Origin of the sequence: Kribbella sp. NPDC059898 (assembly GCF_042730855.1) — a bacterium.
Classification (GTDB): domain Bacteria; phylum Actinomycetota; class Actinomycetes; order Propionibacteriales; family Kribbellaceae; genus Kribbella.
Genome location: NZ_JBHWKR010000006.1, coordinates 170,083 through 184,041 on the forward strand (window position 1 = coordinate 170,083; position 13,959 = coordinate 184,041).

The following is a 13,959-nucleotide window of genomic DNA, read 5'->3' on the forward strand; positions in this document are numbered from 1 at the left end:
TCTTCGCCGCGCTGTTCGCGACCGCCGGCAAGGGCGTGCGCTGCTGGTCGCTCAGGTTGTTGTGCCGGACGGTCGCGGCGGCCGTGTGCCGGGACACCGGCGAGCGCCCGCCGCTGCGTCATCGTCAGCACCAGGTCTGTCGGCTGATGCTGGACGTTAAGCGGCGGGACGTCGCACCCGCTTGATGCGTTACGGACCCTTAGTCGGTTCCTCCAGCAGGCTGCGGCTCGTGAGCTGGGGTTTGGCTGTGGATCAGCTTGGTTGGTCGCCCACCAGATCGAGCACCACCCAGCGCGGTCTCGCGGGGGAGTGCCAACGAGGGTGAGTGTTGCTCGGCGTGGTGGCGGGGTTCGTTTTGCGGGTACGAGGCGAACGTTCGGTTGGGCGCATGCAGGACGGAGGCCGGGGTGAGCGGTCGAAGTGCGGATGGGTTTGTTGTGCGTGATGGGGAGGCTGCTGATCGGGCGGGGATTCGGCGGTTGTTGCGTGAGTTGCACGGGGTGGGGGCTGACAGGGTGACGGTGCCTGTCGTGCGGCAGGCGGCGCGGACGTTTGTGGCTGTTGGTGGCGATGAGTTGGCGGGGGTGGTTGTCGGGACGTTTGTGGATTATGGGCATGAGCCGTACGGGACCATCGAGGAACTCGTTGTGGCGCCGGGGCGGCGTGGAGCCGGGGTTGGGACTGCTTTGCTGGACGAGTGCCGGGGGTGGCTGGCGGGCGCTGGGGCTGAGGTGGTGTTCGTTTCAGCGGTTGGAGAGGAGGCCGCGGATTTCTACGTACGGGCCGGGTTCGCTCGGTGTGTCGGGCCGTGGTTGTGGGGGCGGACGGGCGAGGGGCGGGGGTAGCTTGGGGGGATGGTGGGATTTGGGGATGTGGAGCGGGTGGTTGCGGGGTTGCCGGAGACGGTTGAGGTGGAGCGGCATGGGACGCAGACGTGGAAGGTTGGCGGGAAGGCGTATGCGTGGGTTCGGCCGTTCAGTAAGGCGGATTTGAAGCGGTTCGGGGATGAGGCGCCGCCGGAGGGGCCGATTTTGGCGTTGACGGTCGAGGATCTGGCGGAGAAGGAAGCTGTGCTTGCGGCGCGGGCGGGGGACGGATTCTTCACGATTCCGCATTTCGACGGGTATGCGGCGGTGCTGGTTCAGCTCGACAAGGTGTCGGAGCGGGTGCTGGAGGAGGCGTTGCTCGACGCGTGGTTGGTGCATGCGCCGGCGGACGTTGCGAAAGCTCACCTTGGGCGGAATTAGCCGTTCGGGTTGAGGCGCTCCGGGCTCAGGTCAGGCGCATGGTGCCGTGGCCGGACCTCCACGGTCGCCTCGTGGTCGCGCAGTGCGTCGGTGGAGACGCTTGAGGAGGCAGTGCGTGCGTTCAGATGGTTCGTGAGCGGGAACCTGGGTAGCCCGTGTGGCGGGGCGATCGGGTGGCGTATGCGGTGCGCGCTCACGTACGCGGTGGGGTGTCTGGTGAGGGGTGAGGTTACGGAGGGTTATGGGGTTGGGGGACTGGGGTGCGGCGAGGGGCGTTGACGGGTGGGGCGTGACGGTGTGTTATCCGAGGTAGGGCCGGTATTTGGGCTGGTCCGTAGGCTGTGATTTTCCGTCGATCCGCCCCAGACACCGCGGAGGGTGCAATGAACGATTTCCAGGAACAGGCGAAGAACTGGCTCCGGAATGTCGTCAAGCAGAACCCGGACAAGATCAAGGCCGGGGTCGAGAAGGCCGGCGACCTGATCGACAAGCAGACCGGCGGGAAATACGCGGACAAGGTCGACGCGGTCCAGCAGAAGGTCGGCAGCTTCGTCGACAAGCAGAACTCCGAAGACGCACCGGCCGCCGCATCTGAGCAGGCCGCAGCTTCCGAGCAGGCCGCGCAGCCGGAAGCCGAGTCCGGGCGCACCGCCGAGGCAGCCGACGCGGCAGGCGCCACCCAGCCCACCGAAGCCGCGAGTGACGCGCAGTCCGCTGAGGGCGGAGGCACCGCCGAAACTGCGGGCGCTGCCGAGTCAGCGACAGGTCCGCAGACGGCATAGACCGCCGAGGCTCCGGTCGCCACCAGCAGCCCCAGGCTCACGCCCTCCAGCGTCAGTCATGGGGAGAGAACAGCCGGCCATGGCGACTGGTCGGCCAGGCTCGGAAGCCGGTGCGCCGGGCGGCGTGCGATCGGCCAACTCGGCCGCACCCCCGCCAGGCGTCGACCGGTCCAGTCCCGGAGCGCCAGAACCCGGCCGAGAAGCCGGTGTCGAGGCGTAGTAGGTACGCGAGACCGGGTGCGGCCCGTGAATTCACCTGTCACGGGCCGCACCGGCTGCACGGGTCGTGCCGGTGGAGGCGGAGTGGACCAGATCACGAGGTGGTCCTGTGGGGAGATCCGAGGGTCGAGGCGTGAGTGTCCGTCTTGACCGGGTGGTAGGGCGCGCTTAGCCTCGGCATCAGGAAGGGATGCATCCACCGGTTCGGTGGCGGACATGAAACGGTGGGCCGGTGAAACGGCCGGCCGGACGAGAACGCAATCACGCTCTCCGGAGCTGAAGGAAGGGCGACGGTGCCGAAGAGTGCCGTCGGATAGGCAGTACCGCTCGTGACGCCCGGCCGGGTCGGCGAGTGGAGTTCCCGACGCGCTGCGGGTGTGCGGGACGAGTCGGCGGGCGGGGGTCCGCGGGCCGTGAGTACCTGTAGCCGATCCGAATCACCGGCGCCGGCACCGGCCGGTTCGCCGTACCCGCGATGCCGCCGTACCTGCGGATTCCCTTCGACCGATGGCCACAGTCCCGCGCTGGGACTCGACGGAGAAGGGAGACGCCGATGACCGCGATGTACGTTGGCCTGGCCCTGATCGGACTGCTGATCGCCGGACTGCTGGCCTGGATCGGCCTCACTCTCTCCCGCCGGAAAGCCGTCGACACCGCCACCGCCCATCATGAGGTCGAGGCCGCGGCCGAGCAGGTGCGCCGGCAGGCCGAGGAAGATGCCGTCGTACTGCGGTCCCGCGCCGAGACCGCGGAGCGTCGCGCCGAGGAGGTCCGGCGTACGGCGGAGGACCGGGCGTCGGAGGTACGGCGGGACGCGGAGCAGCGGGCGTCCGACGTACGGCGGGAAGCCGAGGCGGAGGCGCAGTCGATCCGGGACGACCTGCGCGAGCAGCGCCTGGAGATGGAGCGCCGCGACCACCGGCTGACCGAACGCGAGGAGCGGCTCGACGAGCAGCACCGCGGGATCGAGGAACGGCAGACCGAGCTGACCGCGCAGCTCGCCGAGCTGTCACGGCGCGGCCAGGAGATCAAGGACCTGGAGGACGAGCGCCGGCGGATCCTCGAAGGGGTCGCGAACCTGACCGCCGAGCAGGCGAAGGCCGAGCTGGTGGCGTCGATCGAGGACGAGGCGAAGCGGCACGCCCACGCGACCGTCCGCGAGATCGAACGGCAGGCGCTGGACGAGGGCGAGACGAAGGCGCGCAAGATCATCACCGGCGCCGTGCAGCGGCTGGCGTCGGAGCAGACGAGCGAGTCGGTGGTGTCGGTCGTGCATCTGCCGAGCGACGACATGAAGGGCCGGATCATCGGCCGCGAGGGCCGCAACATCCGCTCGTTCGAGCAGACCACCGGCGTGAACCTGATCATCGACGACACCCCTGAAGCGGTGCTGCTGTCGTGCTTCGACCCGGTACGGCGGGAGACCGCGCGGCTGACGCTGGACTCGCTGGTGCTGGACGGCCGGATCCACCCGAGCCGGATCGAGGAGATCTACGAACGCAGCAAGGGCGAGGTCGCCGAGCTGTGCGAACGGGCCGCGGAGGACGCGATGGCCGAGGTCGGCATCACCGACCTGCACCCGGAGCTGGTGCGCACGATGGGCCTGCTGCGGTACCGGACGTCGTACGGCCAGAACGTTCTCAAGCACCTCGTCGAGTCGGCGCACATCGCCGGGATGATGGCGGCCGAGCTCGGGCTGGATCCGAAGCTGTGCAAGCGTGGCGCGTTCCTGCACGACATCGGGAAGGCCCTCACGCACGAGTCCGAGGGCAGTCACGCGATCGTCGGCGCGGAGCTGGCGAAGAAGTACGGCGAGAACGACGACGTCGTGCACTGCATCGAGGCGCACCACAACGAGGTCGAGGTACGGACCGTCGAGGCGGTGCTGACGCAGGCGGCGGACGCGGTGAGTGGCGGGCGGCCCGGTGCGCGGCGGGAGTCGCTGGAGGCGTACGTGCAGCGGCTCGAACGGCTGGAGGAGATCGCGATGCACCACGAGGGCGTCGAGAAGGTGTTCGCGATGCAGGCCGGTCGCGAGATCCGGGTGATGGTGCTGCCGGACGCGGTCGACGACATCGCGGCGCAGGTGATGGCCCGCGACATCGCGAAGCAGGTCGAGGAGGAGCTCACGTATCCGGGGCAGATCCGCGTGACCGTCGTTCGGGAGTCGCGGGCTACTGAGGTCGCGAAGTAGGACTCACCAGGTCCACTGCGGCATCTCGCGGAGCGGGTGCAGTTCGTCGTCGGTCGTCGCGTTCGAGTTCTGCGTCGCGACCTGCGAGCCGAATTCCGCATGCGAGTTCCAGGCGGCGCGGAAGCGGTCGTCGGTGGGCAGCCCGGCCTCGTCCGCGGCGGCGATCATCAGCACGACGAACCGTTGCCGCTGCGGTTCCGCGATGCCGAGCCCGCGGTGCGTCGCGACGATGTGGTCGAAGCCGCCGAACTCGTCGGTGTACTGCGACGGTCCGCCGAACACCTCGGCCATGAACGCGGTCAGGTGCTCGACATGATCCGGCCGGCCCGCGCCGAACAGCGGCTGCAGCAGCGGATCGGCCAGCACCGACGAGTAGAAGATGTCGACGGCGCGGTGCAGCGCGTCGTGCCCGCCCAAGTGATCGTAGATCGACGTCATGCTTACACGATTACACCGACGCTGAAGGTCGTCTAGGTCGTAGCTACACGGACGAGTGCGACTAGCGGCTCAGCGGAACGCGGACTCGCCGGTCAGGGCCTGGCCGATGACGAGTTGGTGGACCTCGGACGTGCCCTCGTAGGTGAGGACCGACTCGAGGTTGTTGGCGTGCCGCATGATCGGGTACTCGCCGCTGATGCCGTTCGCGGCCAGGATCGTCCGGCACTCGCGGGCGATCGCGATCGCCTCGCGGACGTTGTTCAGCTTGCCGACCGACACCTGCTCGGGGCGCAGCGTGCCCTTCTCCTTCAGCCGGCCGAGGTGGACGGCGAGCAGGATGCCCTTGTTCAGTTCGACGGCCATGTCGGCGAGTTTCGCCTGGGTCAGCTGGTACGCCGTGAGCGGCTTGTCGAACACGATCCGCTCGCCGGCGTACGCGATCGCGGTTTCCAGGCAGTCCCGGGCGGCGCCCATCGCGCCGAAGATGATGCCGAACCTGGCCTCGTTCAGGCAGCCGAGCGGCCCGGACAGACCGCGGGCCTCGGGCAACATCGCGGACGCCGGGAGCCGTACGTCGTCGAGCACCAGCTCGGAGGTGACGGACGCGCGCAGCGACATCTTCTGCTTGATCTCGGGGGCGGAGAAGCCGGGCGTCGACGTCGGTACGACGAAGCCACGGACGCCGTCGTCGGTCCGCGCCCAGACGACCCCGACGTCGGCGACCGAACCGTTGGTGATCCACATCTTCGAGCCGTTGAGGACCCAGTCCGAACCGTCGCGGCGGGCGTTGGTGCGCATGCCGCCCGGGTTCGAGCCGAAGTCGGGTTCGGTGAGGCCGAAGCAGCCGATCGCCTCGCCGGCGGACATCCTGGGGAGCCACTCGTTCTTCTGGTCGTCGCTGCCGTACTTCCAGATGGCATACATCGCGAGCGAGCCCTGCACGGAGACGAGCGAGCGCATGCCGGAGTCGGCGGCCTCGATCTCCAGGCAGGCCAGCCCGTACGCGACCGGGCCGAGGCCGGCGCAGCCGTAGCCGGTCAGGTGCATCCCGAGGAAGCCGAGCGCGCCGAGCTCCTTCGCCAGCTCCCGCGCCGGGATCGAGGCGGACTCGAACCACTCCGGCAGGTTCGGCCGCAACCGCTCATCCGCGAACCGCCGCGCCGCCGCCCGTACGTCGACCTCTTCCGCCGTCAGCAACGAGTCGACGTCCACCAGATCCAAGGAAGCACCCATATGCTCACGCTAGCGGGTGGAACCGGCGTCGCGGTGGTGTGGAAGGCCACACGCCTACTTCAGGATCACGGTCCCGTCGAAGGCGTCCAGATCGGCGAGCGTCTCCTGGTACACCGGCCGAAGCGCGGGCAGCTCGTCGCGAGCGAAGAACCGGGCGTCGCGCGTCTCGTCGGTCTCAACGAGCAGCGAGCCCCTCCAGCGATCCACCCGGAACACCACCGCGAACATCTGATGCTCACCGCCGTAAGCATTGGTGAACCAGTACTGCGGACCTGTGTACAGAGCGATCGGGGTCGCTGCCTCAACCACCAGGCCGGTCTCCTCGCGGACCTCGCGGACCAGTGCGTCCCAGATCGACTCGCCCAGCTCGAGCCCGCCGGCCGGCATCACCCAGGTGTCGTCGTCGGAGCGCCGTACGAGCAGCACGGCGCCTGTGTCGTCACGAATCACAGCACGGGGGCCCGGCGTGATGAGGCGTTGCGTACCGACATGAGTGCGCAGGTTTCCGGCGTACGACTCCTCGTAGCTCACTTGCGGTACCAGGGCCACCACCAGTGGCGTTTGCGGGCGTGGCGGACGACGACGCTGGCGTGGTGGGCTTTGCCGGTGACGTGGAGGCGGACGCCGCCGGGGCGGGAGGCCACGGCGCGGTTCTTGGCGCTGCTGTGGTTGGCCTCCACCTGGTCGATGTCTACGCTCCAGCCCTCCGGTATGACCATCACCACGGAGCTGTGGATGGCCTGGGCGTCGACGTGGATGTCGGACCAGTGGACGACGGCGTCGGTGAAGTCGAGCTTGACCGAGGAGTGCTCGGCGATCGCGGTCAGGCGTTCGGGGACGACCCACGCGCCTTCGCGCTTCTGGGCGCTGTGGCGGGCTCGGAGGGTGAGTTCCTGGGCGCTGCCGTGGGCGACCGGGACCAGGTCGGCGGTCGCGTTGCGCAGTTCGAGTTGGGTCTTGGCGGTGTAGATCTGGGTCAGCCGCTCGTCGAGCTCCTCGAAGTCGAGCCGCCCGTCGGTGTGCGCTTCCTGGACCACGGCGGCGGCACGCTCACGGTCGTTGTCGGATGCCCGGTGACCGGGCGGCGGCTGCTCCAGACTCATGCACCCAAAGGTAGCGCCGCATCAGCCGACGAGGGACAGGAAACGACCCACCACGGTCGACCACGTCTCGTCGAGTTCCGACGCGTACCGGTCTGCGTCGGCCACAACCTGCAAGGGGTCGAATCCGAGCGCACGCAGCCGCTCCGGGCTCCACCGGCGTACCCGTGCTGCCGTGACCTCCGGATGGAACTGCACGCCCCAGCTCTGACCGATCCGCAGCATCTGATGCGGGCAGCGGTCACTGGACATCAGCAGCACCGCTTCCTCCGGCAGCCGCGTGATCTGGTCCTGGTGACTCTCCACGGCCCACACCGAAGTAGGAAGCCCAGCCAGCAGTACGTCGTCAGCAGCGGCAGGGAGCACCGTCAGTGCCGTCACGCCCTTCTCCGGCAGCCCGTACTTACCACGCACCTCTCCACCGAACTCGTGCGCCAGCATCTGCCCGCCGAGGCAGATACCGAGCACGGGCACCCGGCCGTGTGCGTCACGGAGCAACGAACGTTCAGCCGGCAGCCAGGGCGACCGCTCGTCCTCGTCCGGCAGCATCCCGCCGCCTAGCAGAACCAGCGCCGCATGCCCGTCGATGCTCGCGGGTACCGGCTCGCCGTCCCACGCCCGGACGACGACCGGGGTGATTCCACGGGCATCCATCCAGTCGAGCAGTAGCCCAGGTCCACTCTCAGCGTCGTTCTCGATGATCAGCACGGTCGTCACCCGGGCAACGGTACGGCGGCACCAGTTGACACGCAGAGACCGGCGTACCGGAGTTGCTGTTCCTGGATACTGATGCACTGGGGGTGCCGATGGAGCCTGTCAGTGGATTCGTGCGCGCCGTTGTCGGAGACGTGGCCTTCGTCTTCGGCAAGGGCATGGTGAGCGCGTACCTGCTTGCGCGCCGCAACGGGTGGTCGCGCCCGCAACTGGACATCCTGGTGCGCTCGCACGGCCAGTACGTGCCGCTGTCCGTCCCAACCGGCACCGTGCCGGTGATCGGCCGGCTCGTAGGACTGGACGAGATCCGCCCGGCGCCGATGGTCACCGTCGAGTTCACGCCAGGCGACACGGGTGCCGAAGCACACCTCACGGCCAACAACCCGGTGCTCATCACGATCACTGACGTCAGCCACCGCGAGTACGACGCGGTAATACTGACCACGTCGCTCGGTGCAGCGGCGTACGCACAGCTGCCGCCGGGGTATTACCACGTGTCCGCTGTGGTTGTTGATGAGTACGGCGACCTCTTGCAGGGGTACGGCGCTCAGCACAACCTCCATGTGGACAAGGGCGACGACGTGATCGTCTCGCTGTCTATCCGGACCGCGGGCGTCGCCGAGATCGCCGCGGCGCTGGAGACCGGCCCGCAGCCCGCACTGGTCACGCAGACCGGTGACGTCGTACCGCTGCTGGACCTGGTGCGTATCGGCCGCGCACCCGACTGTGACCTCATCCTGGATCGCCAGGAGATCAGTCGGCACCACGCGGAGCTGCTGCGCATCGACGCCGTCAGTTACGAGCTGCGGGACCTCGGGTCGACCAACGGGACACAGGTGAACGGCGTACCGATCCAGACCGCAATGGTGGGTCACGGCGACGAGATCCGGCTCGGGGGCCTCCCGTTCCGCCTGCTGGTGTCCTGACCTGGAACAATGGCGTTGTGAACCCGCGCAGCGTCGTCATCCTCGGCTCGACCGGCTCGATCGGTACTACGGCGCTGGAGCTGATCGGACGCAACCGGGACCGCTTCCACGTGCTGGCGCTGTCCGCCGGCGGCGACAACGTCGGATTGCTGGCGGAGCAGGCGCTCGAGTTCGGCGTCGAGGTCGTGGCTGTCGCGAAGGCCACGGTCGCGCAGGACCTGCAGCTGGCGTTCTACGCGGAGGCGCAGCGCAAGGGGTACGCGCAGGGCGAGTTCCGGATCCCGAAGATCCTCACCGGGCCGGACGCGTCGAGCGAGCTCGCGGCGCTGCCGTGTGACGTCGTACTCAACGGCATCAACGGATCGGTCGGCCTGCACGCGACGCTGGCGGCGCTCGACGCGGGGAACACGCTCGCGCTCGCCAACAAGGAGTCGCTGGTGATCGGCGGGCCGATCGTCACCCGCCGTGCCAAGCCCGGGCAGATCGTCGCGGTGGACTCCGAGCACAGCGCGATCGCCCAATGCCTGCGCGGCGGTTCGCCGGACGAAGTACGCAAGCTGCTACTGACCGCGAGCGGCGGGCCGTTCCTGGGGAAGCCGCGAAGCGAGCTGGCGAACGTCACGGTCGAGCAGGCCCTCGAGCACCCGAACTTCGCGATGGGCCCGGTCGTCACGATCAACTCCGCGACGCTGGTCAACAAGGGCCTGGAGCTGATCGAGGCGCACCTGCTGTTCGGCATCCCGATGGACCGGATCGACGTGGTCGTGCACCGGCAGCAGGCGATCCACTCGATGGTCGAGTTCACCGACGGCGCCACCATCGCGCAGGTCGGGATCCCGACCATGACGGTGCCGATCGCGCTCGCACTCGGCTGGCCCGACCGGATACCGGACGCGACCCGGCCGTGGAGCTTCGCCGAGGCGAGCACCTGGACGTTCCAGCCGGTCGACGACGCCGAGTTCCCGTCGGTCGGGCTGGCCCGCGAGGCCGGGACCCGGGGCGGTACGGCGCCGGCCGTGTTCAACGCCGCCAACGAGGTCTGCGTGCAGGCGTTCCGGGACGGTCTCCTGCCGTTCACCGGGATCGTCGACACGGTGGCCCGGGTGGTGACCGGTCACGACGTACCCTCGTATGAGGAACTGTCCGTCGACGACGTGCTGGCGGCGGACGCGTGGGCCCGAACGCGGGCCCGTGAGATCACCGGAGTACAGGAGACCCACCAGGCATGAGCGTGCTTCTCACCATCCTCGGCATTGTGGTGTTCGTGCTCGGGGTGCTGATCTCCGTGGCGCTGCACGAGCTCGGCCACATGCTCCCGGCGAAGGCCTTCGGGATGAAGGTCACGCAGTTCTTCGCCGGGTTCGGGCGCACCCTGTGGTCGGTGCGGCGCGGCGAGACGGAGTATGGCATCAAGGCGATCCCGGCCGGCGGCTTCGTCCGGATCATCGGCATGATGCCGCCCGCGAAGGGCCAGGACCCGACCAAGGTCCGCAAGGCCAACACCGGCGCGATCCAGTCGATGGTGGAGAACGCGCGGACCGCGGAGTACGAGACGATCGCGCCCGAGGACGACGGCCGGCTGTTCTATCAGAAGGTGTGGTGGAAGAAGCTGATCGTGATGGCGTCCGGGCCGTTGGTGAACGTACTGATCGCGACCGTGCTGTTCACCGGCCTCTACACGCTGTACGGCGACCGGGTGCCGCAGACCACGATCTCCACCGTGACCGACTGCGTGATCCCGGCCAAGCAGGCCACGCCGAACCGGAAGTGTCAGGACGGCGACAAGGAGTCGCCCGCGAAGCTCGCCGGGTTCCACGTCGGCGACAAGATCCTGTCCTTCAACGGCACCCAGATCACCAGCTGGGACCAGCTCACCCCGCTGATCCGGGCGAACACCGACAAGGCCGCCACGATCGTTGTCGAGCGCAACGGTCAGCAGCTCACCCTGAAGACCAGCACGATCGTCAACCAGGTGCTGGACACGCCGGGGTCGGACAAGTACGTGTCGGTCGGGTTCCTCGGCGTCTCGCCGGTGAACAAGCTCGAGCGGCAGAGCGTCGGCTACGCGCTGGACAAGATGGGCACCTACACGGTCAGCACCGTGCAGGCCCTCGGCCGGTTCCCGGAGAAGCTCGTCGGCGTCGCGAAGTCGATCGTCGGCGGCAAGCGCGACCAGGACAGCCCGATGAGCGTCGTCGGTGCGAGCCGGGTCGCCGGCGAGATCGCGGCCAGTGACCTCGGCGTCGGCGACAAGGCCGCCACGCTGGTCCTGCTGCTCGCCTCGCTGAACTTGTTCCTTGCCCTGTTCAACTTCATCCCGCTGCTGCCGCTCGACGGCGGGCACATGGTCGGCGCGATCTGGGAAGGTATCCGGCGCGGCCTGGCCAAGCTGTTCGGTCGGCCGGACCCCGGGTACGTCGACGTCGCCAAGCTGCTGCCGATCGCGTACGTCGCCGCGAGCGTGATCGTGGTGATGGGCGTCCTGCTCGTCATCGCCGACATCGTGAATCCCATCAAGCTGTTCAACGGATAAGGACACATGAGCATCAACCTGGGCATGCCCGCGCTGCCTCCGCCGACCCTGGCCCCGCGCCGCAAGACCCGTCAGATCAAGGTCGGCAGCGTGCTGGTCGGCGGTGACGCACCGGTGTCGGTGCAGTCGATGACGACCACCCCGACGAACGACGTCAACAAGACGCTGCAGCAGATCGCGGAGCTGACCGCGGCCGGCTGCGACATCGTCCGGGTCGCCTGCCCGCGGCAGGAGGACGCCGACGCGCTGGCCGAGATCGCGCAGCACTCGCAGATCCCGGTGATCGCCGACATCCACTTCCAGCCGTCGTACGTGTTCGCGGCGATCGAGGCCGGCTGCGCCGCCGTCCGGGTGAACCCGGGCAACATCCGCAGGTTCGACGACCAGGTCAAGGAGATCGCCCAGGCGGCGAAGGACCACGGTACGTCGCTGCGGATCGGGGTGAACGCCGGTTCGCTGGACAAGCGGCTGCTGGAGAAGTACGGCAAGGCGACACCGGAGGCGCTGGTCGAGTCGGCCGTGTGGGAGGCGTCGCTGTTCGAGGAGCACGACTTCCACGACTTCAAGATCTCGGTCAAGCACAACGACCCGGTCGTGATGGTGCAGGCGTACGAGCAGCTCGCCGAGCGTGGCGACTGGCCGCTGCACCTGGGCGTGACCGAGGCCGGGCCGGCGTTCCAGGGCACGATCAAGTCGTCGGTCGCGTTCGGGGCGCTGCTCTCGAAGGGCATCGGCGACACGATCCGGGTGTCGCTGTCCGCGCCGCCGGTCGAGGAGGTCAAGGTCGGCCTGCAGATCCTGCAGTCGCTGAACCTGCGCGAGCGCAAGCTCGAGATCGTCTCCTGCCCGTCCTGCGGCCGCGCACAGGTGGACGTCTACACGCTCGCCGAGCAGGTGACCGCCGGCCTGGAGGGCATGGAGGTCCCGCTCCGGGTCGCCGTCATGGGCTGCGTCGTGAACGGCCCCGGCGAGGCCCGCGAGGCCGACCTCGGCGTCGCCTCCGGCAACGGCAAGGGCCAGATCTTCGTCAAGGGCGAGGTCATCAAAACGGTCCCCGAGTCCGCCATCGTCGAAACCCTGATCGAAGAGGCAATGCGCATCGCCGAAACAATGGAAGCCACCGGCGAACCCGGCGAACCCACCGTCAGCGTGAGCTGACTGCGGAACGCTTGGCGAGTGATGGACGAGATGCTCCGCGGACCTGATGACGCTGACGAGCCTGCGCCCACGCCCGAGGATGTCGCGCGGGCGCTGATAGCCACGTTCAACGAGGTACCGATGGATTTCACCGGCTCGGCCGACGCGTGGAGGTACGGCGGCGGACGGGACCTGAGTCGGCTGGCGGAGCGCGCTCGGGAGAGCGCGGACTGACGATAGAGCCGGTCAGGGTGCAGCTAGACAGGACGTATACGGCCACAGTCGGTGGGGATACGCCTAGGTGTTCCCAGGTCGGCTGGCAGTGGACGCCTACGTCCTGTTGAAATGCAGAAGAGTGGGCAGCGGCACTAGCCTTCTGGCGTGAGTGAGTATCTGGTGGTCAGTGCGATTGCTGGTGAGGCTCGGTATGTGCCGGAGGGGATTCCGGTGGTGGTCACCGGGGTTGGGAAGACTGCGGCGGCGGTGGCTGTGAGTCGGGCGTTGGCGGGGCATGATGTGACGGATCTGGTGGTTCTGAACGTCGGGACCACTGGGGCGTTGCGGGACGGGCTGTCGGGGTTGTTCCTGCCGAGCAGGGTGATCAATCACGACGTGAACGCGGACGCCGTACGGGCGATCGGGCTCGACCCGCAGGACGAGCTGGCGATCGAGGGTGGCGACGGTACGGTCCTCGCGTCGGGGGACGTGTTCGTGGCCGATCCCGTCGTACGGGCGCGGTTGGCGGAGCGGGCGCAGCTGGTCGACATGGAGGCGTACGGCGTGGTGTACGCGTGCCGCGCGTACGGCGTACCTGTCCGGGTCGTGAAGCACGTCTCGGACTCCGCCGACGAGGCCGCGCTCGACTGGCCCGCTCTCGTCGACGCCAGCGCGAAGGTGCTGGGGGAGTGGGTCAGCCGGCACGCCCGCTGAGCCACTCCAGCACCGCGATCTCCCGCACCAGCCACCGCATCACCCCGACCCCACCCGCGAGCACCCGCCGGTTGGTGGCCAGCGCGTCGGCCACCGTGACCCAGACGGGCGTGAGTTCGAGGTCGGCCTCGTAGGCCTCCAGGTTCTGCGGCCGGCCGGGCTCGCCGCCGGAGCAGGTGAGGTAGTACGACGTCATCGCGAAGACGTCGTACTCCGCGTCGCGGGCGGGGAGCTCCTCGCGGGTGGTGGCGAGCTCGGGGCCGACCAGGATGCCGTCGTACCCGCACTCCTCCTGGAACTCCCGGCGCAGCGCCTGCTCGAACGACTCGCCGGGCTCGACGCCGCCGCCGGGGAACTTGTAGTCGCCGTGCCGGGAGGCGAGCAGCAGGAGTTCGTCGCCCCGGCGCAGGACGCCGCGGACAGCGGTGCGTTCGATCGTCCGGCCGGCGCGGAGGTTCGGTGGGCGGAAGGTCGCGAGGTGCATCGGATTATGCTGGCTTGACCTT

At 68.6% G+C, this 13,959-nt stretch carries 16 protein-coding genes; 10 read left to right on the forward strand and 6 right to left on the reverse strand.

The window, feature by feature from the left end:
• Nucleotides 1–530 precede the first annotated feature (530 nt).
• The 4 genes from ACFV9C_RS20675 (at nt 531) to rny (ending at nt 4,442) form a co-directional block, all read left to right on the forward strand.
• On the forward strand, nt 531–845 hold the full coding sequence (locus tag ACFV9C_RS20675; protein WP_380196248.1) for a GNAT family N-acetyltransferase: 315 nt from the start codon (nt 531–533) through the stop codon (nt 843–845).
• Between the two features lie 9 nt (nt 846–854).
• Nucleotides 855–1,247, forward strand: coding sequence for an MmcQ/YjbR family DNA-binding protein (locus ACFV9C_RS20680; protein ID WP_380195784.1), 393 nt, complete (start codon nt 855–857; stop codon nt 1,245–1,247).
• Nucleotides 1,248–1,630: 383 nt separating this feature from the next.
• Nucleotides 1,631–2,029 carry an antitoxin gene (locus ACFV9C_RS20685; protein ID WP_380195785.1) on the forward strand — a complete coding sequence of 133 codons (399 nt, stop codon included), beginning with the start codon at nt 1,631–1,633 and terminating at the stop codon, nt 2,027–2,029.
• 772 nt (nt 2,030–2,801) lie between these two features.
• Nucleotides 2,802–4,442 carry a ribonuclease Y gene (gene rny / locus ACFV9C_RS20690; protein ID WP_380195786.1) on the forward strand — a complete coding sequence of 547 codons (1,641 nt, stop codon included), beginning with the start codon at nt 2,802–2,804 and terminating at the stop codon, nt 4,440–4,442.
• A 3-nt stretch (nt 4,443–4,445) separates the two neighbouring features.
• On the opposite strand, the gene ACFV9C_RS20695 is transcribed toward rny, so the two are convergent.
• From ACFV9C_RS20695 to ACFV9C_RS20715, 5 genes are all read right to left on the reverse strand, one after another.
• Nucleotides 4,446–4,880 (reverse strand): group II truncated hemoglobin, encoded by a 435-nt coding sequence (locus ACFV9C_RS20695; protein ID WP_380195787.1) that lies wholly within the window; start codon nt 4,878–4,880, stop codon nt 4,446–4,448.
• Nucleotides 4,881–4,949: 69 nt separating this feature from the next.
• Nucleotides 4,950–6,113: an acyl-CoA dehydrogenase family protein gene (locus tag ACFV9C_RS20700; RefSeq protein ID WP_380195788.1), complete on the reverse strand. Its 1,164-nt coding sequence runs from the start codon at nt 6,111–6,113 to the stop codon at nt 4,950–4,952.
• A gap of 54 nt (nt 6,114–6,167) precedes the next feature.
• The gene (locus ACFV9C_RS20705; protein WP_380195789.1) at nt 6,168–6,644 is read right to left on the reverse strand and encodes an NUDIX domain-containing protein; all 477 of its coding nucleotides are present in this window, start codon (nt 6,642–6,644) and stop codon (nt 6,168–6,170) included.
• Nucleotides 6,641–7,216 (reverse strand): DUF1707 domain-containing protein, encoded by a 576-nt coding sequence (locus tag ACFV9C_RS20710; RefSeq protein WP_380195790.1) that lies wholly within the window; start codon nt 7,214–7,216, stop codon nt 6,641–6,643. Before ACFV9C_RS20710 ends, ACFV9C_RS20705 begins: the two co-directional genes overlap by 4 nt.
• 21 nt (nt 7,217–7,237) lie before the next feature.
• The gene (locus ACFV9C_RS20715) at nt 7,238–7,930 is read right to left on the reverse strand and encodes a type 1 glutamine amidotransferase (protein WP_380195791.1); all 693 of its coding nucleotides are present in this window, start codon (nt 7,928–7,930) and stop codon (nt 7,238–7,240) included.
• 89 nt (nt 7,931–8,019) lie between these two features.
• Here ACFV9C_RS20715 and ACFV9C_RS20720 point away from each other — a divergent pair, with 89 nt between their 5' ends.
• The 6 genes from ACFV9C_RS20720 (at nt 8,020) to ACFV9C_RS20745 (ending at nt 13,453) form a co-directional block, all read left to right on the forward strand.
• Nucleotides 8,020–8,853 (forward strand): FHA domain-containing protein, encoded by an 834-nt coding sequence (locus ACFV9C_RS20720; RefSeq protein ID WP_380195792.1) that lies wholly within the window; start codon nt 8,020–8,022, stop codon nt 8,851–8,853.
• Between the two features lie 17 nt (nt 8,854–8,870).
• Nucleotides 8,871–10,082 (forward strand): 1-deoxy-D-xylulose-5-phosphate reductoisomerase, encoded by a 1,212-nt coding sequence (dxr, locus tag ACFV9C_RS20725; RefSeq protein ID WP_380195793.1) that lies wholly within the window; start codon nt 8,871–8,873, stop codon nt 10,080–10,082.
• Entirely contained in the window at nt 10,079–11,386 is a 1,308-nt protein-coding gene (locus tag ACFV9C_RS20730) for a M50 family metallopeptidase (RefSeq protein WP_380195794.1), read from the forward strand. The genes dxr and ACFV9C_RS20730 overlap by 4 nt, the downstream gene beginning before the upstream one ends.
• A gap of 6 nt (nt 11,387–11,392) precedes the next feature.
• Nucleotides 11,393–12,544, forward strand: coding sequence for a flavodoxin-dependent (E)-4-hydroxy-3-methylbut-2-enyl-diphosphate synthase (ispG, locus tag ACFV9C_RS20735; RefSeq protein WP_380195795.1), 1,152 nt, complete (start codon nt 11,393–11,395; stop codon nt 12,542–12,544).
• An 18-nt stretch (nt 12,545–12,562) separates the two neighbouring features.
• Nucleotides 12,563–12,757, forward strand: a complete 195-nt coding sequence (locus tag ACFV9C_RS20740; RefSeq protein WP_380195796.1) for a hypothetical protein — start codon at nt 12,563–12,565, stop codon at nt 12,755–12,757.
• A gap of 147 nt (nt 12,758–12,904) precedes the next feature.
• The gene (locus ACFV9C_RS20745; RefSeq protein WP_380195797.1) at nt 12,905–13,453 is read left to right on the forward strand and encodes a nucleosidase; all 549 of its coding nucleotides are present in this window, start codon (nt 12,905–12,907) and stop codon (nt 13,451–13,453) included.
• On the opposite strand, the gene ACFV9C_RS20750 is transcribed toward ACFV9C_RS20745, so the two are convergent.
• Nucleotides 13,434–13,937, reverse strand: coding sequence for an NUDIX domain-containing protein (locus ACFV9C_RS20750; RefSeq protein ID WP_380195798.1), 504 nt, complete (start codon nt 13,935–13,937; stop codon nt 13,434–13,436). The two genes, ACFV9C_RS20745 and ACFV9C_RS20750, sit on opposite strands and share 20 nt — an antisense overlap.
• Nucleotides 13,938–13,959: the final 22 nt, after the last annotated feature.

Excerpts from the sequence above, each read along its gene's own strand:
- ACFV9C_RS20680 (WP_380195784.1), top strand. The coding sequence starts at position 855 with ATGGTGGGATTTGGGGATGTGGAGCGGGTGGTTGCGGGGTTGCCGGAG.
- ACFV9C_RS20685 (WP_380195785.1), top strand. The coding sequence starts at position 1,631 with ATGAACGATTTCCAGGAACAGGCGAAGAACTGGCTCCGGAATGTCGTC.
- rny (WP_380195786.1), top strand. The coding sequence starts at position 2,802 with ATGACCGCGATGTACGTTGGCCTGGCCCTGATCGGACTGCTGATCGCC.
- ACFV9C_RS20695 (WP_380195787.1), bottom strand. The coding sequence starts at position 4,880 with ATGACGTCGATCTACGATCACTTGGGCGGGCACGACGCGCTGCACCGC.
- ACFV9C_RS20700 (WP_380195788.1), bottom strand. The coding sequence starts at position 6,113 with ATGGGTGCTTCCTTGGATCTGGTGGACGTCGACTCGTTGCTGACGGCG.
- ACFV9C_RS20710 (WP_380195790.1), bottom strand. The coding sequence starts at position 7,216 with ATGAGTCTGGAGCAGCCGCCGCCCGGTCACCGGGCATCCGACAACGAC.
- ACFV9C_RS20720 (WP_380195792.1), top strand. The coding sequence starts at position 8,020 with ATGGAGCCTGTCAGTGGATTCGTGCGCGCCGTTGTCGGAGACGTGGCC.
- ACFV9C_RS20730 (WP_380195794.1), top strand. The coding sequence starts at position 10,079 with ATGAGCGTGCTTCTCACCATCCTCGGCATTGTGGTGTTCGTGCTCGGG.
- ispG (WP_380195795.1), top strand. The coding sequence starts at position 11,393 with ATGAGCATCAACCTGGGCATGCCCGCGCTGCCTCCGCCGACCCTGGCC.
- ACFV9C_RS20750 (WP_380195798.1), bottom strand. The coding sequence starts at position 13,937 with ATGCACCTCGCGACCTTCCGCCCACCGAACCTCCGCGCCGGCCGGACG.